This is a genomic window from Pseudarthrobacter sp. NPDC058196 (assembly GCF_042882685.1).
In the GTDB taxonomy this organism is placed as follows: Bacteria; Actinomycetota; Actinomycetes; order Actinomycetales; family Micrococcaceae; genus Arthrobacter.
The window spans coordinates 63,798-86,509 of record NZ_JBHVVN010000008.1 but is presented as its reverse complement, the minus strand read 5'-3'; the positions used below and the strand labels follow the sequence as shown (position 1 = coordinate 86,509).

Sequence of the window (22,712 nt, the reverse complement as noted above, 5' to 3'; positions counted from 1 at the left end):
GCGTGGATGCATATTTTTGGATCATCCTGGTGGTCGGCCTGGTGTCCACGGCGCTCTGCCTCGGTGCGGGAATCCTCAAGAAGGCGCCCAACGACGTCACCATCCTCTCCGTCGCCGCCGTTGAAGTGGCCCTGGTGGTCTACCTGGTGGGATCCATCGTGCGGGTCATCGCCGGCGAACACATCGCGGGCGAGGCCTGGGAATTCTGGGGCTACATGGCCACCGCCATGCTCCTGCCCCCGGCAGCGGCGTACTGGTCCATCCTGGAACGGACCCGGTGGAGCAACTTTGTCCTGGCCGCCGTCGGCGTCACCGCATTGGTGATGGCCGCGCGGATGAACCAGATCTGGTACTGAAGTGGAAGAGGCAGCACAATGAAAGACCAGCAGGCCCGTCCGGCCGCCGACGCACCCGCCCGCAACACCCGCAACACCGGGCCCGGCAGGTTGCTGATTGCGGTCTACGGGGTTTTCGCGATCTCCGCCACGGCCCGCGCCGGCTACCAGATCCTCACCAAATTCTCCGAGGCCCCGCTGGCCTACCTGCTGTCGGCCTTCGCCGCCCTGGTGTACGTGGTGGCCACGGTCTCCCTGGCCAAAGCAGGCAGCACCTGGTTCAAGGTCTCCGTGGCGGCGGTTCTGGTGGAACTGGCGGGTGTCCTGGTGGTGGGGACGCTGAGCGTCCTGGACTCCGTGCAGTTCCCGCACGAGACGGTCTGGTCCTTGTTCGGCCGCGGCTACGGCTTCATTCCGCTGCTGCTGCCCATCCTCGGGCTGGTGTGGCTGTACCGCCGCCGCCCCTCGCAGGCCAAAGCGGCGCCGTGAATCCGGGTAACCTTGAAGAGTTCCGCGGCCGGCGTGGCTCCGGAACACCGATTTTGCAGGCAGCTTAAGGCGAGGGTGATGGTCTACATCTGGAACGATCCGTCCGATGTCCCGGCGGACTTCGGCCCATCCGTTGTCACTTTCGGCAACTTCGATGGCGTTCACCGCGGCCACCAGCAGGTGCTGTCCCAGCTGATCCGCTCGGCCCGCCTCGCGCACGCCAAGGCCGTGGCTGTCACCTTCGACCCCCACCCCGCGCTGATCCACCGCCCGGAGGCTGCGCCGGAACTGATCATGGGCCTGGAGGACAAGCTGGAGGCCCTGGGCGAGCTCGGCCTGGACGCCGTCCTGGTGGTCAAGTACTCGCTGGACCTCGCCAGCCTGACTGCAGAGGAATTCGTGGAGCAGTACCTGGTGGACTGCCTGCACGCCAGCCACGTGGTCATCGGCCACGACGCCCGCTTCGGCCGGGGCAATTCCGGTGACCTGGACACCATGAAGGCGCTGGGCGAAAAGTTCGGCTTCGACGTCCAGGTGATCAGCGAGTTCGGCTCCGAGGGCTACCCGCTGCACGGTGATGAAGCCACCGACCGGCGCTGCTCGTCCACTTGGGTGCGCGAGGCGCTGCAGGAGGGCGACGTCGCCACGGCGGCCGCCGTGCTGGGCAGGGCCCACCGGATGCGCGGCGAAGTGGTCCACGGTGCCGCCCGTGGCAGGGCGCTCGGTTTTCCCACTGCAAACCTCGCCTCCAATGCTTCGGGACTTATCCCGGCGGACGGCATCTACGCAGGCTGGCTGGTGGACCAGGCCGGAACGCGCTGGCCGGCGGCGATTTCGGTGGGGTCCAATCCCACGTTCGACGGCGTCAGCCGGCAAGTAGAGGCGCATGTCATCGACAGGCCCAAGGAAGCCGTGGAGGACTTCGATCTGTACGGCCAGACAGTGATCGTGGAATTCGTGGAACGGCTGCGGGGCATGGTGGCCTATCGTGGCCCTGAGGCTCTGGTGGAACAGATGCGGCTGGATGTGGCCCAGGCCCATCAGCTCCTGGGCGCCCGCTGACAGCATTGCCCGGGCCACAACAACGAAAGGCAGTGCGTGTCCGTCCAAAAGAACACCCGCAAGCTCGATGACGGGATTGTCCGCGACTTCAGTTCACGGATGAGCTACGCCTCCTACCTGCAGTTGCCCACGCTGCTCAGTGCCCAAAAGCCGGTCAGCGAGCCCGAACACCACGACGAGCTGCTGTTCATCATCCAGCACCAGACCACGGAGCTGTGGCTGAAGCTGGTCCTGCACGAGCTCCGCAGCGCCGCCGCTTGGCTCCGGGCCGACGACCTCGGGTCGGCGCTGAAGGGCATTGCCCGGGTCAAGCACATCCAGAAGACGCTCACCGAACAATGGTCCGTGCTGGCCACCCTCACACCCACCGAGTATTCGCAGTTCCGCGGATTCCTGGGGAATTCCTCCGGCTTCCAGTCCGCCCAGTACCGGGCGGTCGAGTTCGTGCTGGGAAACAAGAACCGCAAAATGCTTCCGGTCTTCGAATCGGATCCCGAGGCCCACGCCATGCTGGCGGAACTGCTCGCGGCCCCCAGCATCTACGACGAATTCCTGGCCTATCTGTCCCGGCACGGATTCGAGGTGCCCGCCGCCGTCCTGAACCGGGACGTGACCCGGGCCCATGAGTTCACCCCGGACCTGGTCCCGCTCTTCAAGCACATCTATGAAAACGCGGCAGAGAACTGGGCTGCCTATGAAGCCTGCGAGGAACTGGTGGACTTGGAAGACAACTTCCAGCTCTGGCGTTTCAGGCACCTGCGCACCGTCCAGCGGACCATCGGCATGAAGACAGGCACCGGCGGTTCCAGCGGCGTAACCTTCCTGCAGAAGGCCCTGGAACTGACATTCTTCCCGGAACTATTCGCCGTCAGGACGGAGATCGGACAATGAGCATCCACCACCACAACCCCACCGGCCTGACCACCGAAGCGCTCCACCGCCGGGCCGCGGAACTGGACGGCCAGGACCCGCTGGCGGCCTACCGGGACCACTTCATCGGCACGGACACCCCGCTGTCCTACCTTGACGGCAATTCCCTGGGCCGGCCGTTGAAGCGGACGGCCGACGACGTCGCCGCCTTCGTCCGGAACGAATGGGGCGGCCGGCTCATCCGCGGCTGGGATGAGCAGTGGCTCGCCATGCCGCAGGCCATCGGGGACCAGCTGGGCCGGGCCGTGCTGGGCGCGGACCCGGGACAAACGATCATCGCCGATTCCACCACCGTTGTGCTCTACAAGCTGATCCGCGCCGCACTGGCTGCCGTGCAGGACCCGGACCGCAACGAGCTCGTGCTGGATACCGGGAACTTTCCCACGGACCGCTACCTGGTGGAGGGCATCGCCCTGGAGGAGGGGCTGACCCTCCGCTGGATCGATCCCGATCCCGCCGCCGGGGTGACCCTCGACCAGGTGCGCCAGGCCACCGGGCCGCGGACCGCCGTCGTGCTCCTGAGCCAGATCGCCTACCGTTCAGGGCACCTGGCGGACCTGCCGGGAATTACTGCGGCAGTGCACGACGCCGGCGCGCTTGTGGTGTGGGACCTTTGCCATTCCGCGGGCTCGGTGGAGATCGGCCTGGACGGCGCGGCCGTGGACTTCGCCGCCGGCTGCACGTACAAGTACCTCAACGGCGGCCCCGGCTCACCCGCCTTCGCGTACGTCAACGCCCGGCACCTGCCGGCGCTCAACCAGCCCATCTGGGGTTGGATGGGCCGCAAGGACGCGTTCGAGATGGCCGCCGGCTATGAACCGGCCGCAGGCATCCGCGGCTTCCTCAGCGGCACCCCCGCCATCTTCGGCATGATCGCCATGCAAGGCACCCTGGACCTCATCGAGGAGGCCTCGATGGCTGCCATCCGGGAGAAGTCCGTGGAACTGACCGCCTTCGCCATTGAAGTCTTCGACGCCTGGCTCGCCCCGCTGGGTGCCGAACTGGCTTCGCCCAGGGACGCGGGGGAGCGGGGCGGCCACATCACCGTGGACCACCCGGACTTCAGCAAAGCCACCGTGGAAGCACTCTGGGAAGGCGACGTCATCCCGGACTTCCGCTCACCGCACGGCATCCGGGTGGGTTTGTCGCCGCTGAGCACCAGCTTCGACGAGGTGCTCAGCGGCATGGCCGCCATCCGGGACAGATTGCTCGGCTGACGCCCGGTGGCGGACCGGGCCGCTGCTCCGCCTGCACTGTTTCGACAACGTTAGGCCCGGCCCGGTAAACTGGACGATGGATCCGGCTGCAGTCCGTGGCGGCTGGGTCCGGTCGTTGGCGGCCTGCCCGGGTTTTCCGGACCGGGACGTACGCGGCAGACCCGGCAGTGAGTTACTGACCTGGGCCCTCACGGCACATCCCAAGGAGTTATTGTGGCACTTGACGCCGCTGTAAAGCAGTCCATCATCAAGGAATACGCAACCGCCGAAGGCGACACCGGTTCACCCGAGGTCCAGGTTGCTGTCCTGACCCAGCGGATCAAGGATCTGACTGAGCACATGAAGGAGCACAAGCACGATTACCACACCCAGCGCGGTCTGCTGGGCATGGTTGGTCGCCGCAAGCGCATGCTTGGCTACCTCAAGAAGACTGACATCGCCCGCTACCGTTCGCTCATCGAGCGCCTCGGCCTGCGCCGCTAGTCTGGCTTTGGGGCGGCCCAATCCACATGGATCGGGCCGCCTTCTTCAAATGAAAAACTAAACAGGAGGATCAACCGCATCACGCATTCGCGGTCCTCGGTAGTGATCCCCGGGAACGGCTTCGTTGACTGAAGCCGGCGGCCCGTGGGTCTCGATCGATGACCGGGTGCAAGGGCCAGTAGACAGATGCTGGGCTGGGTTGATGCGGCTGGACTTCCGTGAAACAGAAACGGAGGTGACTCTCTTGGAGGGTCCCGAAATCCAGTTCTCAGAGGCTGTCATTGACAATGGCCGCTTCGGCAAGCGTGTAATCCGCTTCGAAACCGGCCGCCTCGCCAAGCAGGCCGCCGGCGCAGCCATGGTGTACATCGACGACGACACCGCGCTGCTGTCCGCAACCACCGCAGGCAAGCACCCGCGTGAAGGCTTCGACTTCTTCCCGCTGACGGTCGACGTCGAAGAGCGCATGTACGCTGCCGGCCGCATCCCGGGCTCGTTCTTCCGCCGCGAAGGCCGCCCCTCCACCGAAGCCATCCTGGCCTGCCGCCTGATGGACCGCCCGCTGCGCCCGGCCTTCATCAAGGGCCTGCGCAACGAGGTCCAGATCGTGGTGACCGTCCTGGCCATCAACCCTGACGAGCTGTATGACGTCGTGGCCATCAACGCTTCCTCGATGTCCACCCAGCTGTCCGGCCTGCCGTTCTCCGGCCCGATCGGCGGCGTCCGCGTTGCCCTCGTCGCCGACGAGCACGGTTCGCAGTGGGTTGCGTTCCCCAAGCACTCCCAGCTTGAGAACTCGGTCTTCAACATGGTGGTTGCCGGCCGCGTTGCCGGTGACGATGTCGCCATCATGATGGTTGAAGCCGAAGCCACCGACAACTCCTGGAACCTCATCAAGGAACAGGGCGCCACCGCCCCCACCGAAGAGGTCGTGGCCGAGGGCCTCGAGGCCGCCAAGCCGTTCATCAAGGCTCTCTGCGACGCCCAGGCCGATCTCGCCGCCCGCGCCGCAAAGCCCACCGTCGAGTTCCCGGTCTTCCTGGACTACGAGGATGACGCTTACGCCGCCGTCGAATCCGCTGCGGCCGACAAACTTGCCGCTGTCTTCCAGATCGCCGACAAGCAGGAACGCGACAACGCGTCCGACGCGCTCAAGGACGAGGTCACCTCCTCCCTGGCCGGCCAGTTCGAAGGCCGCGAGAAGGAACTCTCCGCAGCCTTCCGCTCCGTCACCAAGCAGGTAGTGCGCCAGCGCATCCTCAAGGACCAGATCCGCATCGACGGCCGCGGCCTGACGGACATCCGCCAGCTCACCGCCGAGGTTGAGGTCCTGCCCCGCGTCCACGGCTCGGCCATCTTCGAGCGCGGCGAGACCCAGATCATGGGTGTCACCACGCTGAACATGCTCAAGATGGAACAGCAGATCGACTCGCTGTCGCCGGTCACGCGCAAGCGCTACATGCACAACTACAACTTCCCGCCGTACTCCACCGGTGAAACCGGCCGCGTGGGCTCGCCCAAGCGCCGCGAGATCGGCCACGGCGCCCTGGCAGAGCGCGCCATCGTGCCGGTGCTGCCGTCCCGCGAGGAATTCCCTTACGCCATTCGCCAGGTGTCTGAAGCCCTCAGCTCCAACGGTTCGACGTCGATGGGTTCCGTCTGCGCCTCCACCCTGTCCCTGCTGAACGCCGGTGTGCCCCTGAAGGCCGCCGTCGCCGGTATCGCCATGGGCCTGGTCTCCGACCAGGTCGACGGCCAGACCCGCTACGCAGCCCTGACCGACATCCTCGGCGCCGAAGACGCTTTCGGTGACATGGACTTCAAGGTGGCCGGTACCGCCGAGTTCGTCACGGCCATCCAGCTGGACACCAAGCTCGACGGCATCCCCGCTTCGGTTCTGGCAGCAGCACTGAAGCAGGCCCGCGAAGCACGCCTTCACATCCTCGAGGTCATCAACTCGGCCATCGACACCCCGGACGAGCTCTCCGAGTTCGCACCGCGCGTCATCGCCGTCAAGATCCCCGTGGACAAGATCGGCGAGGTCATTGGGCCCAAGGGCAAGATGATCAACCAGATCCAGGAAGACACCGGCGCTGACATCTCCATCGAGGATGACGGCACGGTCTACATTGGCGCCACCAACGGTCCGTCTGCAGACGCAGCACGCTCCGCCATCAACGCCATTGCCAACCCGCAGGTTCCGGAAATCGGCGAGCGTTACCTGGGCACGGTCGTCAAGACCACCACCTTCGGTGCCTTCATTTCCCTGACCCCGGGCAAGGACGGCCTCCTGCACATCTCCGAGCTGCGCAAGCTGGCCAACGGCAAGCGCGTGGACAACGTTGATGATGTGGTGTCCGTCGGCCAGAAGATCCAGGTGGAAATCACCAAGATCGATGACCGTGGCAAGCTGTCGCTTTCCCCCGTGGTAGCTGAGGAAGAGGCTTCGGCCGACACCGAGCGCGCCCACACCACGGAGCCTGCTGAAGGCGCCGACGTCTAACAGCCCGGGCTTGGCACCAGCATGAAACGGCGGGACCGGTGGATGATCCACCGGTCCCGCCGCTGTTACGATGGCAGCCAGATCCGGCTGCCCGTCCTGAAAGGCTTCAATGACTGTTGTACCCCTGCCGCTTGAGCAGAACCACGCCGGCGACACCCTGGTCCATGGCTCCGACGGCGGGTCCGAGGTCCGCCGTTCCGTGCTGCCGGGGGGAGTGCGGGTACTGACGGAAGCGATGCCGGGCCAACGGTCGGCCACGATCGGATTCTGGGTAGGTGTCGGGTCCCGTGACGAGGCGCCCGGCCAGCATGGCTCCACGCACTTCCTTGAACACCTGCTGTTCAAAGGCACCCGCCGGCGCACCGCCCTGGAGATCGCGTCGGCATTTGACGAGGTGGGCGGCGAATCGAACGCCGCCACCGCCAAGGAAAGCACGTGCTACTTTGCCCGTGTCCTGGATTCGGACCTGCCCATGGCAATCGACGTTATTGCGGACATGATCACCGGCGCGGTCCTGGATCCGGACGAAATGGAGCAGGAACGCGACGTCATCCTCGAAGAAATCGCCATGGACAGCGATGACCCCACCGACGTTGCGCACGAACACTTTGTTGCCGCAGTCCTGGGCAGCCACCCACTGGGACGGCCGATCGGCGGGACCCCTGCAGCGATCAAGGCCGTGGCCCGCGACTCCGTCTGGGACCACTACCGCAAGTACTACAAGCCCGAGGAACTGGTCATCACCGCCGCGGGCGGCCTGGACCACGAGGTTGTCTGCGGACTGGTGGTGGACGCCCTTGAATCCGCCGGATGGTCGCTCGAACCGGACGCGGCCCCGGTCAGCCGGCGCCCCACCGAACGCGCCCTGATCACCGGAACGGCTGGCCTGCACGTGGTCAAGCGTGCAGTGGAACAGGCCAACATCATCATGGGGTGCCCCACCATTGTTGCCACGGATGAGCGCCGCTACGTGATGAGCGTCCTGAACGCCGTCCTGGGCGGCGGCATGTCCTCCCGGCTGTTCCAGGAAATCCGCGAGAAGCGCGGCCTGGTGTACTCCACCTACTCCTTTGCCTCGTCCTACGCCGACGCCGGTTACTTCGGGATGTACGCGGGCTGCACGCCGTCCAAGGTCCGCCAGGTGCTGGACCTGCTGGCCGTGGAGCTCGACAAACTCGCGGAGCGCGGCATTTCAGACGATGAACTGCGCAAGGCCGTGGGACAACTCGGCGGCGGGATCGTCCTGGCGCTGGAAGACACCGGGTCCCGAATGTCCCGGTTGGGCCGCGCCGAATTGGTATCCGGCGAATACCAGGACATCGACGAAACCCTGCGCCAGATCAAGGCCGTCACCGCGGAGCAGGTCCAGGAACTGGCCGCCGAACTCGCCGCCGCGCCGCGCACGGTCACCGTGGTGGGCCCGTTTGACGAGACCGAGACGTTCGGGCTGTAGCAACCTGGCGGTGATCCGGCAGGAGCGGCACTGGTGGCATGGCGCCGAAAGGACCATCCTGAGTTACAGGATGCCACTGGCAGATGGCCATGAGGTCGTCCGTTCCGAGGAGGTGGCGTGAGAGAGCAGGGGCCAGGACTTGAGCGCGGACATCCGGCGTTATCGGGCCTGCTGGGTCACTGGAGGGGCAGCACCCGGGTAACGGCCGGTCCCTGGGGGCCGGAACACCGCGTGAACGCCGAGGTGTCCTACACTCTGGTTGCCGGCGGTCTTGGTGTGGTGCAGAGCTACCGGCACGTTGAACCCGACGGCAGCCATTTCGAAGGCCACGGCATCTTCACGATCGATCCGGTCCACAACGATGTGCTGTGGTACTACGTGGACAGCGCCGGCGTTCCGCCCGGCAGCGCCACCCGCTGCACTTGGCGCGACGGTGTCCTCCGTGTTGAACGCCGCACCGCCGGAAGCTGGACACGCCACTCCATCGAGGTGGCGGACGATGTCCTGACGCACGTCACCGAACTACGTTCTGTCGGGCAGGACGACGGCGGCGACGCCCCGGAGGCCGGAACCGACGGCAATGAATCGCCGTACAGGCCATTCATGCGCTCGGAGTTCCACCGCGCCTGAGGCATGGGCTAGGGCGCCGCCTCGATGATGCGCGTTTTCGGCGCACCGGCGAGGGCAGGGGCGTTGGCGGGCGAACGCCATACCTCTGTTCGAAGGTTCGTCAGCAGCTGTTCTGCCTGGGCCAGGTCCGCGAAGTCGAGTTCTACAACAATGTATTGCGGTTCGCCCACGGGCCGACCTATCCGGTGCGCGAGAACCCCCGACGCGGACCGGCCCACCGGATCCCGGTCGAAGGCTGCCTTCCAGGTGCTGAAATCGGTGATGCTGTGTTCGATCTGCAGGGTGAACATCCCAGTCTCCTTACTCGTCCCGCCAGGTTGGGGGCCCTCCACCCTGCTAAAGCTAGGCGGTCCAGGCTGCGCCGGATATCCCAGAATTCTGGGCGGCAGCGCTTCCCGGTTGCCCGGGACGGTCGGAGGGCATACTTGGAACATGACCAAGGGCTGGGCTGGAAACCGGAGCCAGGAGCGCATCCGGCTCCTGGCAGGCTCGTACCTCGATCACCAAGCACTGCGCACAGCGGTTGTGGCAGAAGTGGCCACAATGGTGCCTTTCGATGCATTCGTTTGGCCGTTGTGTGATCCCGTCACGACGGTGGGGATGGCGCCGAGGGCCAGGATTCCCTGCCCCCAGGAATTGCCCACACTTATCCGCCTTAAGTACCTCTCGGAGGCCGGCCGCTGGACCGAGTTGATGCATTCGCAGGAGCCGGCGGCATCCCTCCTGAAGGCAACACAGGGAGAGCCCTCCCGCAGCCCGGTGTGGAGCGGGGTGTTGCAACGCTATAGCGTCCGCGATGTCCTGTCCGCCGTGTTTGCCGACAAGTATGGGTGTTGGGCCTGGCTCGATTTGTGGCGGACAGGCGATTCGGTCCCCTTCACGGATGAGGACACTGCATACCTGGGCGAGCTCGCAGAGGTAGTGACCGCCGGCCTGCGGAGGTCCGTGGCCAGGCAGTTTTGGACTCCACGGGAACCGGAAGCTGCCCCGGACCCGGCAACCGGCGCAGGAGCCGGGCAGCCCGGGTTGCCGGAGCAGGCTGTCCTCACCTTGGACGATGATCTGGCGATAGCTGGCCGAACGGCTTCCGTGGACGACTGGCTGCAGCTGCTTCAGCCTGGCCCGGCCCCTCACGATCATGTGCCGGCTGAGGTGTTGAACGTTGCTGCCCAGCTGGCGGCAAGGGAAGCGCAGGTTGACACCCACGCCGCGGAATGCAGGGTCTACGTCGGGGCGGGCCGCTGGGCCTCCCTGCGGGCCAACCGCATGGAGTCCGGAGTGTCCCGCACCACTCCACCGGTGGCAGTGACGATTCAGGCCTGCACGTCCGCCGCCCGGCTTGACATGTTTGTCCGGGCGTTTGGCCTGACACCCCGGCAGGGGGAATTGCTGTGGCTCACTGCTACAGGGGCCGATACGGCAGCCATGGCGGATGCCCAGGGCGTGACGCCGTACACGGTCCAGGACCAGTTCAAGCAACTCTTCAAGGCTTGCGGAGTCCACAGCCGGGCGTCACTGCTGGCCATGGCACTGGGAACGGGGCCCGCGTCCAGCGGTGGGCCATCGGCCCCTGTACCCACCCGCTGACGCACACCCCTGGGGAAGTACTACGACAGGAGCACGTCCCAATGTCCCGCCGGGTCTGGCGGCAGGAGGAACGGCATGGCGTAGAAATCGTCCCACAAAGGATCTGTCGGCGGGAGTTCATCCGGCTCAAGCAGGTTGCGGCCAGGCGGTTCCTCGGCTGGCTCGTCCGGCCACTCCAGCGTGTCTGTCACTAACTGGCGCCATAGCGGCAGTTCTACCGGCAGTTCCGATGGTGGTTCCATTGGTCCCACTTCGTCCGCTGTCGCCGGTGCGCCCAACCCGGCTGGGCCCACCTCTGGTGCGTCCAACGCTGTCGGTGCGGACTTCCCGGAGACGATGGCCTTCGGCGCCAGGATTCCTGGTGGCCAGTGGGTTGGTTGGGGGTCTGGGTGTTCGGGTTTGTAGTGTCGGCCGGTGGGTGAGGTCCAGCCGGGTGGTTCATTCGGGGTCGCCGCGTCGGGGACCCAGGTGCTGGTGTGTTTGAGGCGGTGATGTTTGGGACAGAGCTGTGCCAGGTTCTGGGCACCGGTGGTGCCGCCGTGGTGCCAGGGGTTGAGGTGGTCGGTGTCGTTGTCGGGGGTGTTGTTGGTGCAGCCGGGGAAGGTGCATTTGCGGTCCCGCAGCCGGATCCATTTCTTGATGGTCTCCGGGAGCCGGTAGCGGGTGCGGCCGATCTCCAGGGGCGCCCCGTCGCGGGGGTCGACCAAGACCCGGTAGAACGATTCCGCCCCGCCGGCGACGAGTCCCCGTGCCATGGATGCCGGGATCGGCCCGAACCCGTCCAGCACGGCGGGTTCATCGGTGAGGCCGAGCAGCGAGAACACCGGGACCGTGACCAGGACATCGGCCCGCGGTGTGGGGATTTTCCCAATGCAACGCGTGTTTCCGGCATCCTCACCCTCAGCAGCTCCGGCACCAAGGAGCAGGGACGCGGCGACGTCGGCGCGCAGCTGGGTCAGGGTCCGCTCTTCCGCAGGGCTTTGGAGGCCGCGGGCGGTGGCGGTGCTCCGGTTCCAGATGGCGCACGCGGTATCCCCGGGCAGGTAGAGCGAAACCCAGGCCATGCCGTCCCGGTCCGGGGCGTAGTCCATCCGCCGGTCCGCCACCCCCTTCACATGCCGTTTCTCCAAGGACTCAGGGTGGTGGCGTTCCCGCCAGGCCCGGACCTTCGCCCGGAACCTGGACGGGACAAGGTCACCGGGCGCGGCGCCCCGGGCCGGGTTGGGCGCGTCGGGGTCGAAGAAGTGCGCCACCAAGCCGGCGGCAGAGTCGGGGGTGAGGCCTTCGGTTTCGTCCGCCACAATCCGGGCGTGCTGCCACGACACCGCACCCGCAGCCAAGGCCTCAAACACAAGTGGCAGCGAACATACCCGCCGCGACTGCTCCACCAACGCCCCCGCCGCCCCCGAACTGACTGTCAGGACCCCGGCGATCTCCTCCACCACCGACATCTCCGCAAACGCGCGCTCATAAACCGGAGCATCCGGCGGAAGCAGGGCATGCTGGAACCGGACGCAGTCCGCCACATCCCGCGCTTTCACCGCCGCCAGCTGGGCCTCCAACCGGGCCACGACCTCAAGCCTCTCCAGACATAACCGGTACCGCCGCCGCAACACATCCACGTCAGCACCAACATGAGCGCCCGAAGCCAAGGAATCATCTTCCAGAGCCAGCCCGCGGAGGGCGGCAACAGAGGCAGAAACATCCTCGATAACCGCCTCAACACTTGTGCCTATCCCCATGACAACATCATCCAACAGGGGTCTGACATTCAAAGCGGACGCAGCTTTGGCAGGGCGGGCCAGCCGCTGCCCAGGCGCCCGGACGTGCTTGGATTACTACCCGCCGGCAAACGGGGGAAGAACGTCAACCACGTCGTCGGGGCCAAGAACCGTTGCGTGGTCCCGGACGGCTACCTCGTTGAGCAGGAAGCTGCTGCGGGACAGGAGCCGGGGGAGCGGAGGGGTCCCTGCCGGTGGCTCGGCACGGGGCACAGCCAGCACCGCCTCCAAAAGATGGGCAACGGTGGCACCATCCGGCAGGTCGAACTTTTCTTCCTCCCGGCCGGCGGCAGCGCGTGCGGCAGCGAAGTAACGTACAAGCATTCCTGTCAGCCCCCGATGGCGCTCATGCTGCGGTCCGGCTGGACGAAGTCCGGGGCGTCGAGTCCCACGTGGTCCATGCCGTGGGCCTTTGGCTTGAGCCACATGGCATCCTGCCACCGCTGCGCCAGCTCATCATCAGTCGCGCCAGAGCGCAGCAGGCCCAGCAGGTCGAATTCCTCGCGGGAGAACAGGCAGCTCATGATCTTGCCCTCGGCGGTGATCCGGGTGCGCCGGCAGTCAGCGCAGAACGGCTCGGTGACGGAGGCGATGATCCCTACCGTTCCCAGCACCGGACCGTCAGCCTCCAACGGACCGGCCGCCCGTCGTCGTACGTCAAAGCGCTCGGCCGGGGCACCGTCACGTGCCCGGGCATCGGGGCTGAGGACATAGTCCCGGGACAGCAGGGCGCGGATCTCGGCGGCCGTGATCATGTTGCGCCGGGTCCAGCCATGGTCGGCGTCGAGCGGCATTTGTTCGATAAATCGCAGTTCATATCCCCGCTCCAACGCCCACGTAAGCAGTTGCGGCGACTCGGCGTCGTTGATGCCGCGCATGAGGACAGCGTTCAGTTTCACCGGGCCCAGGCCTGCCGCCCAGGCAGCGTCCACACCGGCCAGGACCTGGTCCAGGAACGGCCGCCTGGTGAGTTTGGCGAACGTTTCCTCATGCAGCGAATCCAGTGAGACATTGATGCGGGTCAGCCCGGCCGCTTTGAGCGGGGCCGCCTTCTTGGCCAGGCCGACACCGTTGGTGGTCATCGAGATGGGCAGGTCCGGATGGTTGTTCCGCAGCGCCGAGATGATGTCCACGAGGTCGTGCCGGACCAGCGGCTCGCCGCCCGTCAGCCTCAGTTCACGCACCCCCAGCTGATCCACGCCGACGCGGACAATCCGGACGATCTCCTCAGCAGACATGACGGCCTGCTTCGCGAGCCATTCCAGGCCTTCCGCCGGCATGCAGTAGGTGCAGCGGAGGTTGCACTTGTCCGTCAGGGACAGCCTCATATCCGTGGCGCGGCGGCCGTAGCGGTCCACCAACCCGTCCGGTGCATCCGCGGGGCGGCGTGCGGGAACGCCGGGCAGCGCCGGTGCTGCTTCCTCCCGCGGCTGCGGCATGCCTAGCTGGACAGTCATGGATTCAGGCTACGCCACGTTGAGCCGCCCATCACACCCGTGACTGCCCGGGTGCCGGTCACACGTGCGGGGGCAGTGCCGGCGGGGGGTGGCAAACCTATGCTGGAGGTGTGAAGAGTTCCCTGCACCGGAGGGCGGCGGACGACGACGGCGAGCGCGTTGGGGAGCAGCCGGAACGTCCTGTGCCGCGCAAGGCTGCCACGCGGGCCATGGGCAGGTGGGCCGCCGCCGCAGGAATAGTCGCCGTTGCCGGCGGCGTTGCCGTAGGGGAGTTGCTCGCAGGCTTTGCCAGTCCTTCTGTGTCGCCGCTGACGGCAGTTGGTGGTGCGGTCATCGACGCCGTCCCGCCGGGCGTCAAGGACTGGGCGGTATCGGTCTTCGGGACGGCGGACAAAGCTGCGCTCCTGGCGGGCATGGCGCTGGTCATCGCCGTCCTGGCCGCGCTGGCGGGTGTGGTGGAGTTCCGCCGAGGCTACCGGGGTGCGGCCGTGGTGGGCATCTTCGGAGCCGTGGGAGCCGCGGCTGTCCTCACCCGGGCCCAAATGACGCCGATCGCCGTGGCGCTTCCGCTCGTGACCGCTGTGGTGGCCGTGGTGCTGCTGCGATTCCTGATCGGAAAGCTTCGCGAATGGAACGCGGGAGCTCCTGAACCGGCTGGGCCACGCAGTTCCCGTCGGAGTTTCATCCAGGCCCTTGCCGGCACAGCGACCGTGTCCGCGGCGGCCGGAGTCCTGGCCGGCGCATGGCGCGGGGCGACAAGCGCCGTCAGCGACGCCAGGGCACGCATCACCCTGCCGGCCCCGGCGTCACCCGCGCCGCCGGTTCCGGCCGCCGCCGAGCTGGGCGTGGCCGGAGTGACGCCGTTGGTCACGCCCAACCGGGAGTTCTACCGGATCGACACCGCCCTGTCCGTTCCGGCAGTCAACCCTGACACCTGGGCCCTGAAAGTCACCGGCATGGTGGACCGGGAGATCCAGCTGTCCTACGCGGAACTCCTGGCGAAGCCGCTGACCGAGCGCCACATCACCATCGCCTGCGTCTCGAACGGCGTGGGCGGCGACCTGATCGGGAACGCCCGCTGGCTGGGCTGGCCGGTCCGCGAATTGCTGGCCCAGGCCGGCCCCCACCCCGGGGCGGACATGGTGCTCTCCAGGAGTTCCGACGGCTGGACGGCCGGGACGCCCCTTGGGGTCCTCACCGACACCAGGGACGCCTTGCTTGCCGTCGGCATGAACGGGGAGCCGCTGCCGCTCGAACACGGCTTTCCCGTCCGGATGATCGTCCCGGGACTCTACGGCTACGTGTCCGCCACCAAATGGGTCACCGAACTCAAAGTCACGACGTTCGCCCAGGACGCCGGGTATTGGACCCCTCGGGGCTGGTCCGAGCGCGGCCCGGTCAAGACGTCCTCCCGTATCGATGTGCCGCGCAGCGGACGTCCGGTCAGCGCAGGGTCCGTGGTCTTCGCGGGCGTCGCCTGGGCCCAGCACACCGGTATCCGGGGCGTTGAACTGAGGACCAACCGTGGACCGTGGCGGGCAGCCGAACTCGCCGCGGGCCTGTCAACGGACACCTGGTACCAGTGGAAGCTGGCCGTGGACCTCACCCCCGGGCAGTACGAGGTCCAGGTCCGCGCCACGGACCTGACGGGCCAACCCCAGGAGGAAACGGAGCGGCCGCCCGAACCTGACGGGGCCACCGGATTCCACACCGTTAGAGTGGACGTTAAATCCTGAAGTCCGCGACCTAAGGCGTACCCATGACCAGCCCCTCCCCGCACGGCCACCCGCCCGAAGGCCACGCCCGGCACCCGCGGGAGCACGCCCGCTCCGTCGGTGACCATGCGGCCGCCGTCGCAGCACTCCTGCAGCCGCTCCGCGCGGCAGGACGCGTCGAAACCCTGCCACTCGGCCAGGCCCTGGGCCGCGGGCTGGCGGCCGATGTGGCCGCGCCCGTCAGCCTGCCCCCGTTCGCCAATTCGCAGATGGACGGTTACGCCGTCCGTTCCGGCGATATTCCCGACGGCGGCGCGGACCTCCGAATTATGCCCCCGGTAGCCGCCGGATCAACGCCGTCCGCGCTCGAACCCGGGACTGCGGCGCCCATTATGACTGGTGCCGTGATCCCGGCGGGGGCGGACGCCGTCGTACCCATTGAACGGGCCGTGCCGGACCACTTCCTGGAACCCGCCCGGGGTGGCACCGTCAGGCTGCCCGCCACCGGACCCGGCACGTATGTGCGGTCCGCCGGCAGCGACATCGGGGCGGGGGAGCGGGCCTTGGCGGCCGGGACCTGCCTGGGGGCGGCCCAGCTGGGCCTGCTTGCCGCCTTGGGCCTGGCCGAGGTGCCGGTCTATCGGGCGCCCACAGTCTTGCTGGTCACCACCGGGGACGAAGTGGTGGAACCCGGCCGGCCCCTCCCGCCCGGGAAGATCTACGATTCCAACGGGACCCTCCTCGAAGCCGCCATGACGCAGGCGGGCCTCTCCGTCCGGCGGGCCGGTATCGCCACCGACAATCCGGACGAACTGCGGACGCTGCTGCGCGCCCGGGGCCAGGGTGCCGATCTCATCGTCACCACCGGCGGGGTCAGCAAGGGCGCCTATGAAGTGGTGCGGCAGGCCATGGTGGATCAGCCCGTCGATTTCCTGCACGTAGCCATGCAGCCCGGCGGGCCCCAGGGCCTGGGAACCTTCGACGACGTCCCCTTCCTCGGGTTCCCCGGCAATCCGGTCAGCTGCCTGGTGTCCTTCGAAGTGTTCCTCCGCCCCGCCCTATCGGGGCTCCTGGGCGCACCGGCGGCCAGGCTGCCGCTGCGGGCACGCCTGGCCCACCCGCTCACGTCCCCCGGCCACAAGCACCAGGTCCGGCGGGGCAGCTTGCAGCCCGGGGGCGCCGTGCGGCTTGAGGGTGGTGAGAGTTCCCACCTGATGCATGCGCTGGCGGGCTCGAACGTCCTGGTCCACGTCCCCGCCGGCGTCACGGAACTCGGCGCCGGCGATGAGGTGGAAGTATGGATGCTGTGAACGCAGAACAGACCCCCGCCCTGACGCACCTGCGCCAGGACGGCAGTGCCCAGATGGTGGACGTCTCTGCCAAAGCCGAGACCACCAGGGAAGCCACGGCCACCGCTACTGTCCGGACCACCACCGGGGTCATGGAACTCCTGGGAGCAGGCGGCCTCCCCAAGGGCGACGCGCTGGCCGTGGCCCGGGTGGCCGGCATCATGGCCGCCAAGAAGACGCCCGACCTCATTCCGCTTTGCCACCCGTTGCCCCTGTCCAAGGTCACGGTCGATTTTGACCTCGGTCCCGATACGGTCACCATCAGTTCCACTGTGAAGACCCGGGGCGTCACCGGCGTGGAAATGGAGGCCCTGACGGCTGCGTCCGTTGCGGCCCTGAGTGTTTACGACATGATCAAGGCCGTGGACAAGCACGCTGTCCTGACGGACATCAAGGTGCTGGCCAAGAGCGGCGGCAAGAGCGGAGACTGGGCGCTGTGACCAACCCCAACACCCTTGGCGCCCCCGAGCCGCACCGGCATGGCGACGTGCAGGGACGGAAAGCCGGCGTGGTGATCGCCTCCACCCGCGCCGCAGCCGGAATCTACGACGACGAGACCGGCCCGGTGATCAGCGATTGGCTGGCCGAACACGGCTTCGATGTCTTTCCGCCGATGGTGGTCCCGGACGGAGAGCCCGTAGGAGCTGCCATCAGGGCGCTCCTGACCCAGCGCCCCGCCGTCGTGATCACCAGCGGCGGGACCGGCCTGAACCCGGACGACCGGACTCCGGAGGTGACGCTGCCCCTGTTGGACCGGGAGATCCCGGGCATCATGGAAGCCATCAGGCGGGCCGGCGCCGCCAAAACCCCGCTGGCCGCCTTGAGCAGGGGCCACGCCGGCGCTGCCGGTGCAACCTTTATTGTGAACCTGCCCGGTTCACCCAAGGGCGTCATGGACGGGCTCTCCGTCCTGGACCCTGTGATCGGGCATCTCTGCGACCAGCTGGAAGGCGGCCATGGGCACTGACGCGGCATTCGAGGTGGTCCGGGCAGTCCTCAGCGCGGACCCCATCTCTGTTGACCAGGCGATTGCCGCGGTGGAGAGCGACACCGCGGGTGCGGTGGTCAGCTTCAGCGGCGTAGTACGCAACCACGACGCCGGCAGGGCAGTCGAGCGGCTCAGCTACAGTGCCCACCCCACGGCACACCAGGTGATGGCCGACGTCGTGGCCCGCCTGGTTGCCGAGCAGGACGCTGCGCCAGGCGCAGGCGGCGACGCCGTACGGCAACCCGTCCGGATCTGGGCGGCGCACCGGATCGGCATGCTGGAAATCGGCGATCCCGCCCTGGTGTGCGCGGTTTCCGCAGCACACCGTGGCCAGGCTTTTGCCGTTTGCTCGGAACTGGTGGACCGGATCAAGGAACAGGTTCCCATCTGGAAGGAACAGTTCTTTTCCGACGGCACCGTCGAATGGGTCGGCGCGGACGGCTGATGCTTGCTGCGTCCGCGGACCGGCTCGTCCAGGCCGGCGTGGTTGTCCGCTCCGTTGCGAGGTAACGCACAGTGACCGGTTCCTGCGGCAACCGGTCCCGCCGGTAGGCTGGATGGCATGATCGAACAACACTCCGCCCCCAAGCTGGTAGCCGTCCTGGGCGCCAACGGGCGCATGGGCGCCGAGGCCGTAAAAGCCGTCGAGGCCGCGCCCGACATGAAGCTCGTCGCAGCCCTGGGGCGGGGTGACTCGCTGGAGCAGTTGACGTCCTCCGGCGCGCAGTACGTCGTGGACCTCACTGTTCCCGAGAGCACCGAAGCGAACGTCCGCTTCGCCGTCGACCACGGCATGCACGCCGTGGTGGGCACCACCGGCTGGGACGCCGGCCGCCTGTCCGCGCTGGAGTCCGTGCTGGCCGGGCACCCGGAAACCGGCGTACTCATCGCGCCGAACTTTGCCCTGGGATCCGTGCTGGCCTCAGCTTTCGCGGCGAAGGCCGGCCAGTACTTCGAGTCCGTGGAAATCATCGAGCTGCACCACCCGGACAAGGTGGACGCGCCGTCGGGCACCGCCGTCCGGACCGCCCAGCTGATCGCCGCCGGGCGCAGCGCCGCGCAGGTGCCGCCCAGCCCTGATGCCACCACCAGCGAACGTGCCGGCGCCCGCGGCTGCGACGTGGATGGCGTCCGGGTCCACAGCGTCCGGCTCCGGGGGCTGGTGGCGCACCAGGAAGTCCTGCTGGGGGGCCCCGGCGAGCAGCTGACCATCCGGCACGACTCCTTCGACCGTGCCTCGTTCATGCCCGGAGTGCTCCTGGGTGTCCGGAAGGTCGCGGCGCATCCCGGCCTGACGGTCGGCCTGGACGGTTATCTGGACCTGGGGCTCTGACCATGAACGGGCTTGTTGGCGGTTTCCGGAAGAACCGCACCAAGATCTGGGTGGGAGCGGTGACGCTGCTGCTGGTCTTCTACCTGGTGGTGTCCTTCCAACGCTCACTCCTTCTCCTGGCGGACAGCAACCTCACGGCGAAAGCCATTGGCGCGGCGTACCTGGTGCTGCCCGTCGTGGGCGCATGGGCGCTGATCCGCGAGCTGATGTTCGGTGCCCGCACCGAGCAGATGGCCAAGGTCCTGGAAGCCGAAGGCGGATTGCCGGTTGATGAGCTGCCGCGCACGCCCGGCGGACGGATCGTCCGTGCGGCGGCAGATGCCGAGTTCGAAAAATACCGTGCCGAAGCCGAATCGGCACCCGACGACTGGCGTTCCTGGTTCCGGTTGAGTTGCGCATACGACGCCGCCGGGGACCGCAAGCGGGCCAGGGCCTCCATGCGCGACGCCGTCCGGTTGTTCACCGCGGCGTCCTAGCAGCGGCCGTTCCAGCGGCCGGCGCGCGCCGCTGGCCTCCTGCGATGGGCATTTCTGCCCATCGCAGCTGCATGCCGCCCGCGGTACGTTCGTGTGGCAACACTTTCCGGCTTGGGGGGCGGAGATGGGTTTGGCGGGTTCTCCGCCACGGTCGTCCCTTGAACCCCGCTTGCCCGCACCCATCCCGCATGAAGGACGATCAATGAGCCAGCCCCAGTACCCCCATCCCCGGCACCCCCAGCCGCCCCACAGCGGACCGGCCGTGCCCCCGGTCCCGCCGGCACCCTCTCCGTTTGGCGGGACGTACCCATTGAGCCCTCAGGAGGAGTACCGGCCGGACGCCTACCCCCAGGTTCCCTACGACGACGGGCCGCGCAAGTCCTTCGTGGCCACCTGGCTCCTGTCCCTGCTCCTGGGCACTTTCGGCGCGGACCGCTTCTACCTCGGCAAGGTAGGCTCCGCCGTGGCCAAGCTGCTGACGGCCGGCGGCCTGGGCATCTGGGCCATCGTGGACCTGGTCATGACGTTGACCGGGAACACCCGGGACATCCATGGCCGCCCGCTGGAGGGCTACCCGGAAAACAAGAAGAAGGCTTGGATCATCACCGCCGTCGTCTGGCTTGTGGGCGCCATTACCGGGATCGTGCTGGCTATTGCCTCCATCGCAGTGGTTGCCGCTGCCGTTGACGGCTTCAACGTCCCGGCCCAGGCGCCCCTCCCGGCGTCCCAGACAGCTCCAGCGCCGTCACCGGGCACGTCCACGGGCGCGAACTCCTTCGTGGTCACCATGTCCGAGGGCAACACGGTGAGGGTCGGGGTGCTGGATTCCATCTACGCCGCAGAGATTCCCGGCATGTCCTACCTGAAGCCGAAGAACGGCGGATTCCTGGCTGTGCAGGTGTCCTGGGAGACGGTGACGGGTACCAGTTTTGTTACTCCGTCGAACTTCAGCGTCTTTGACGGGGACGGCAAGGAGGGTGAGCTGATCTACCTGGACCAGGAAGTCGGTGGCCTGCAGACCGAAGAGGTGGGCGCCGGTGATTCGCGCCAGGGCGTCATCGCCTTCGACGTCAAGAAGGGCCCCGTCAAGGTGGTGGTCAACAATGACTACGGCGACCAGGTGTCCAGTTTCACCTTGACCCCGCAGTAGCAGGCCACGGCAGCACGCCGCGGCCGAGTTGGCCCGCGGCGTGGCCCAGCCATTCCAGCGGGCCACGCCACGACAACCTGGCAAACACCACGCCGACAGTGATGGCAACGGCGGCGTGCACGAAGTACATGCCATCCTCGGTCCAGCCTGCCGGCAGGGGCTTCAGGTAGAAGTTCGACAGTACCCAGACGTGGACCGTGTACAGGGTCAGTGTCATGGCCCCTGCGCCGCGCAGGGGCAGCAGCAGGTCCAGGTCAACCCACTCGGCCAGCCGCCCCAGCAGGAGGCATGCGCCGATAACGGCTGCGGCCACCGCCGAGGTGTGGAGCAGGTCAAGGGGGGTCCCGGAATGCGGTGCAGCAGAGGCCAGCCACCACCAGGAGCCGTCCTGCGGGAGCCCGGCCAGGTTTACCTGCAATACGCTGCCCAGCGGGTAGCCGGGGGCGTTGACGACTTTCTCCAGGGCGGCCAGGCCACCCCAATCCTCGATCGCGGCCACCCCGATGGCCTTGGCGAGGACGGCCATCACCGTTCCGCCCACCAGCAGGAGGACAGGGACCAGTGCCTTGGCAAGGACCAGGCGGCCGATGGCCAGGCCCACCAGCAGGTAGGCCAGCCACTGCACCACCGGGTAGTAGCCGGTCAGGAAGAGGTCACCCAGCAGCTGGCCCGGCGTCCCCAGGTCCTCCCACCGCGGGTTGTGGCCCAGCCTCAGGGGCGGCTCGGCGGCAAGGAGCCAGGGGCGGAGCAGGTAGGCCAGCACGGGCGATGCCAGGATCCAGCCTGCGGCCCAGGCGCACAGGCTCTTGACGCCCAGGCCCAGGAAAGGCAACACGCACAGGAACAGCACGGCGTAATGGACCAAAATGACTGCCACGTTCAACTCCAGGCCGCCCAGGGTAAGTCCGACGGCGGCAATCACCATGGCGCGGAGCGCCACGCCGCGGCGGGCCTTCGCGAGATCGGGACCGGCCAGGGGTTGGTGCTTTCCGGTAGACAAGGCAAGTCCCACCCCGGCCAGTACGGCGAAAAGGGCCGCGGCCCTTCCGGAGAAGGTGAGGCCGATCCAGGTGGGGGTGAGGTTGGCGTTCGACTCGAACGTTGGCAGCAGGTGCGTGGCCATCATGCCCAACAGTGCGAGCCCCCGGGCTGCATCTATGCCGCGAAGACGGCCCGGCTGGTTCCGCCCGGGGGCCTTTCGCGACCGGGTGGCCGGGGTGCGGGACGTCATGACCCGATCGTCTCACATGCCCGCGCGGTGAGGTTCTCAAGCGATGTGCAGGGCGCCCGTCCGCGGACGGCCGTGCCGGGGCGGCGGGCCGCGAACCCCTTGTGTTCGAATATATGTTCGAATAACATGGCGGTATGGACACGCCATCATCCGGATCACCCGCCCGGCGGGAAAGCCTGCAGCCGGCACACGCCCACTCCGTCAACCTGCCGCTGAGGGCAATGAGCCCTGGCGTGGTCGACTATCTGTTCCGTCAGTTGGTGTCCGGGCGGCCGCCTGAGGACCTGCAGTGGGAGCGGGAGGGCATCACGCTCGCCGCCCAGCCGGAAGGCGCAGAACTCGCCCGGCGGCTGTCCGAGACGGATATCGACGCCCTGACGCCCACCGAGCTGTTCCATTACGTGCGGGCGGCGCAGCGGCTCGCTGCCTGGGCGGAGGACTTGCGGCAGGCCGCCGTCGGCCGTTATTGCCACGCCGGAACCGACGCGCCGCGGCCCGGCAGCCGGGCTGTTTGACGCTCGTCACGCCCGTGGCATTGTCCTA

24 protein-coding genes are annotated in these 22,712 nt (G+C 67.4%); 19 read left to right on the top strand and 5 right to left on the bottom strand.

Going from position 1 to position 22,712, the window contains the following annotated elements; genetic code table 11:
* Window positions 1–2: 2 nt before the first annotated feature.
* From ACFVVC_RS12960 to ACFVVC_RS12920, 9 genes are all read left to right on the top strand, one after another.
* Entirely contained in the window at window positions 3–356 is a 354-nt protein-coding gene (locus tag ACFVVC_RS12960; RefSeq protein ID WP_387453680.1) for a hypothetical protein, read from the top strand.
* An 18-nt stretch (window positions 357–374) separates the two neighbouring features.
* A complete protein-coding gene (locus ACFVVC_RS12955) occupies window positions 375–824 on the top strand; it encodes a hypothetical protein (RefSeq protein WP_387453677.1) in 450 nt (149 codons plus the stop codon).
* Window positions 825–902: 78 nt separating this feature from the next.
* A complete protein-coding gene (locus ACFVVC_RS12950; protein ID WP_387453674.1) occupies window positions 903–1,886 on the top strand; it encodes a bifunctional riboflavin kinase/FAD synthetase in 984 nt (327 codons plus the stop codon).
* 36 nt (window positions 1,887–1,922) lie between these two features.
* Window positions 1,923–2,777, top strand: coding sequence for a tryptophan 2,3-dioxygenase (gene kynA / locus ACFVVC_RS12945; protein WP_387453671.1), 855 nt, complete (start codon window positions 1,923–1,925; stop codon window positions 2,775–2,777).
* Complete coding sequence (locus tag ACFVVC_RS12940) at window positions 2,774–4,033, top strand: kynureninase (RefSeq protein WP_387453668.1); 1,260 nt, start codon at window positions 2,774–2,776, stop codon at window positions 4,031–4,033. Before kynA ends, ACFVVC_RS12940 begins: the two co-directional genes overlap by 4 nt.
* Before the next feature lie 213 nt (window positions 4,034–4,246).
* The gene (rpsO, locus tag ACFVVC_RS12935) at window positions 4,247–4,516 is read left to right on the top strand and encodes a 30S ribosomal protein S15 (protein WP_285245402.1); all 270 of its coding nucleotides are present in this window, start codon (window positions 4,247–4,249) and stop codon (window positions 4,514–4,516) included.
* A gap of 244 nt (window positions 4,517–4,760) precedes the next feature.
* Window positions 4,761–7,019 carry a polyribonucleotide nucleotidyltransferase gene (locus tag ACFVVC_RS12930; protein ID WP_387454126.1) on the top strand — a complete coding sequence of 753 codons (2,259 nt, stop codon included), beginning with the start codon at window positions 4,761–4,763 and terminating at the stop codon, window positions 7,017–7,019.
* Between the two features lie 109 nt (window positions 7,020–7,128).
* The gene (locus ACFVVC_RS12925; protein WP_387453664.1) at window positions 7,129–8,472 is read left to right on the top strand and encodes a M16 family metallopeptidase; all 1,344 of its coding nucleotides are present in this window, start codon (window positions 7,129–7,131) and stop codon (window positions 8,470–8,472) included.
* A gap of 117 nt (window positions 8,473–8,589) precedes the next feature.
* A complete protein-coding gene (locus ACFVVC_RS12920) occupies window positions 8,590–9,102 on the top strand; it encodes a DUF1579 family protein (RefSeq protein ID WP_387453661.1) in 513 nt (170 codons plus the stop codon).
* Between the two features lie 8 nt (window positions 9,103–9,110).
* Here ACFVVC_RS12920 and ACFVVC_RS12915 read toward each other — a convergent pair whose 3' ends face one another.
* A complete protein-coding gene (locus ACFVVC_RS12915) occupies window positions 9,111–9,392 on the bottom strand; it encodes a hypothetical protein (RefSeq protein WP_387453658.1) in 282 nt (93 codons plus the stop codon).
* Between the two features lie 142 nt (window positions 9,393–9,534).
* Here ACFVVC_RS12915 and ACFVVC_RS12910 point away from each other — a divergent pair, with 142 nt between their 5' ends.
* Window positions 9,535–10,689: a helix-turn-helix transcriptional regulator gene (locus tag ACFVVC_RS12910; protein ID WP_387453655.1), complete on the top strand. Its 1,155-nt coding sequence runs from the start codon at window positions 9,535–9,537 to the stop codon at window positions 10,687–10,689.
* Between the two features lie 20 nt (window positions 10,690–10,709).
* Here the strand turns inward: ACFVVC_RS12910 and ACFVVC_RS12905 are convergent, their stop codons facing one another.
* From ACFVVC_RS12905 to moaA, 3 genes are all read right to left on the bottom strand, one after another.
* Window positions 10,710–12,431: an HNH endonuclease gene (locus tag ACFVVC_RS12905; protein ID WP_387453652.1), complete on the bottom strand. Its 1,722-nt coding sequence runs from the start codon at window positions 12,429–12,431 to the stop codon at window positions 10,710–10,712.
* 96 nt (window positions 12,432–12,527) lie between these two features.
* Window positions 12,528–12,794 (bottom strand): MoaD/ThiS family protein, encoded by a 267-nt coding sequence (locus ACFVVC_RS12900; protein ID WP_387453649.1) that lies wholly within the window; start codon window positions 12,792–12,794, stop codon window positions 12,528–12,530.
* A gap of 5 nt (window positions 12,795–12,799) precedes the next feature.
* Window positions 12,800–13,927, bottom strand: a complete 1,128-nt coding sequence (moaA, locus tag ACFVVC_RS12895) for a GTP 3',8-cyclase MoaA (protein WP_387453646.1) — start codon at window positions 13,925–13,927, stop codon at window positions 12,800–12,802.
* A 209-nt stretch (window positions 13,928–14,136) separates the two neighbouring features.
* On the opposite strand from moaA, the gene ACFVVC_RS12890 reads away from it, so the two are divergent.
* From ACFVVC_RS12890 to ACFVVC_RS12855, 8 genes are all read left to right on the top strand, one after another.
* Entirely contained in the window at window positions 14,137–15,663 is a 1,527-nt protein-coding gene (locus ACFVVC_RS12890) for a molybdopterin-dependent oxidoreductase (protein WP_387454123.1), read from the top strand.
* Between the two features lie 23 nt (window positions 15,664–15,686).
* A complete protein-coding gene (glp, locus tag ACFVVC_RS12885; protein ID WP_387453643.1) occupies window positions 15,687–16,952 on the top strand; it encodes a gephyrin-like molybdotransferase Glp in 1,266 nt (421 codons plus the stop codon).
* Window positions 16,940–17,431, top strand: a complete 492-nt coding sequence (gene moaC, locus ACFVVC_RS12880; RefSeq protein ID WP_387453640.1) for a cyclic pyranopterin monophosphate synthase MoaC — start codon at window positions 16,940–16,942, stop codon at window positions 17,429–17,431. The genes glp and moaC overlap by 13 nt, the downstream gene beginning before the upstream one ends.
* Window positions 17,428–17,958 (top strand): MogA/MoaB family molybdenum cofactor biosynthesis protein, encoded by a 531-nt coding sequence (locus ACFVVC_RS12875; protein ID WP_387453637.1) that lies wholly within the window; start codon window positions 17,428–17,430, stop codon window positions 17,956–17,958. The genes moaC and ACFVVC_RS12875 overlap by 4 nt, the downstream gene beginning before the upstream one ends.
* Window positions 17,948–18,424, top strand: coding sequence for a molybdenum cofactor biosynthesis protein MoaE (locus ACFVVC_RS12870; protein ID WP_387453634.1), 477 nt, complete (start codon window positions 17,948–17,950; stop codon window positions 18,422–18,424). The genes ACFVVC_RS12875 and ACFVVC_RS12870 overlap by 11 nt, the downstream gene beginning before the upstream one ends.
* 117 nt (window positions 18,425–18,541) lie before the next feature.
* Window positions 18,542–19,312, top strand: a complete 771-nt coding sequence (gene dapB / locus ACFVVC_RS12865; RefSeq protein ID WP_387453631.1) for a 4-hydroxy-tetrahydrodipicolinate reductase — start codon at window positions 18,542–18,544, stop codon at window positions 19,310–19,312.
* A 2-nt stretch (window positions 19,313–19,314) separates the two neighbouring features.
* Window positions 19,315–19,788 carry a hypothetical protein gene (locus tag ACFVVC_RS12860; RefSeq protein WP_387453628.1) on the top strand — a complete coding sequence of 158 codons (474 nt, stop codon included), beginning with the start codon at window positions 19,315–19,317 and terminating at the stop codon, window positions 19,786–19,788.
* 310 nt (window positions 19,789–20,098) lie between these two features.
* Window positions 20,099–20,938, top strand: coding sequence for a TM2 domain-containing protein (locus tag ACFVVC_RS12855; RefSeq protein WP_387453625.1), 840 nt, complete (start codon window positions 20,099–20,101; stop codon window positions 20,936–20,938).
* Here the strand turns inward: ACFVVC_RS12855 and ACFVVC_RS12850 are convergent.
* Window positions 20,919–22,169 carry a heparan-alpha-glucosaminide N-acetyltransferase domain-containing protein gene (locus tag ACFVVC_RS12850; protein WP_387453622.1) on the bottom strand — a complete coding sequence of 417 codons (1,251 nt, stop codon included), beginning with the start codon at window positions 22,167–22,169 and terminating at the stop codon, window positions 20,919–20,921. The two genes, ACFVVC_RS12855 and ACFVVC_RS12850, sit on opposite strands and share 20 nt — an antisense overlap.
* Window positions 22,170–22,303: 134 nt before the next feature.
* On the opposite strand from ACFVVC_RS12850, the gene ACFVVC_RS12845 reads away from it, so the two are divergent.
* A complete protein-coding gene (locus ACFVVC_RS12845) occupies window positions 22,304–22,684 on the top strand; it encodes a hypothetical protein (RefSeq protein WP_387453619.1) in 381 nt (126 codons plus the stop codon).
* Window positions 22,685–22,712: the final 28 nt, after the last annotated feature.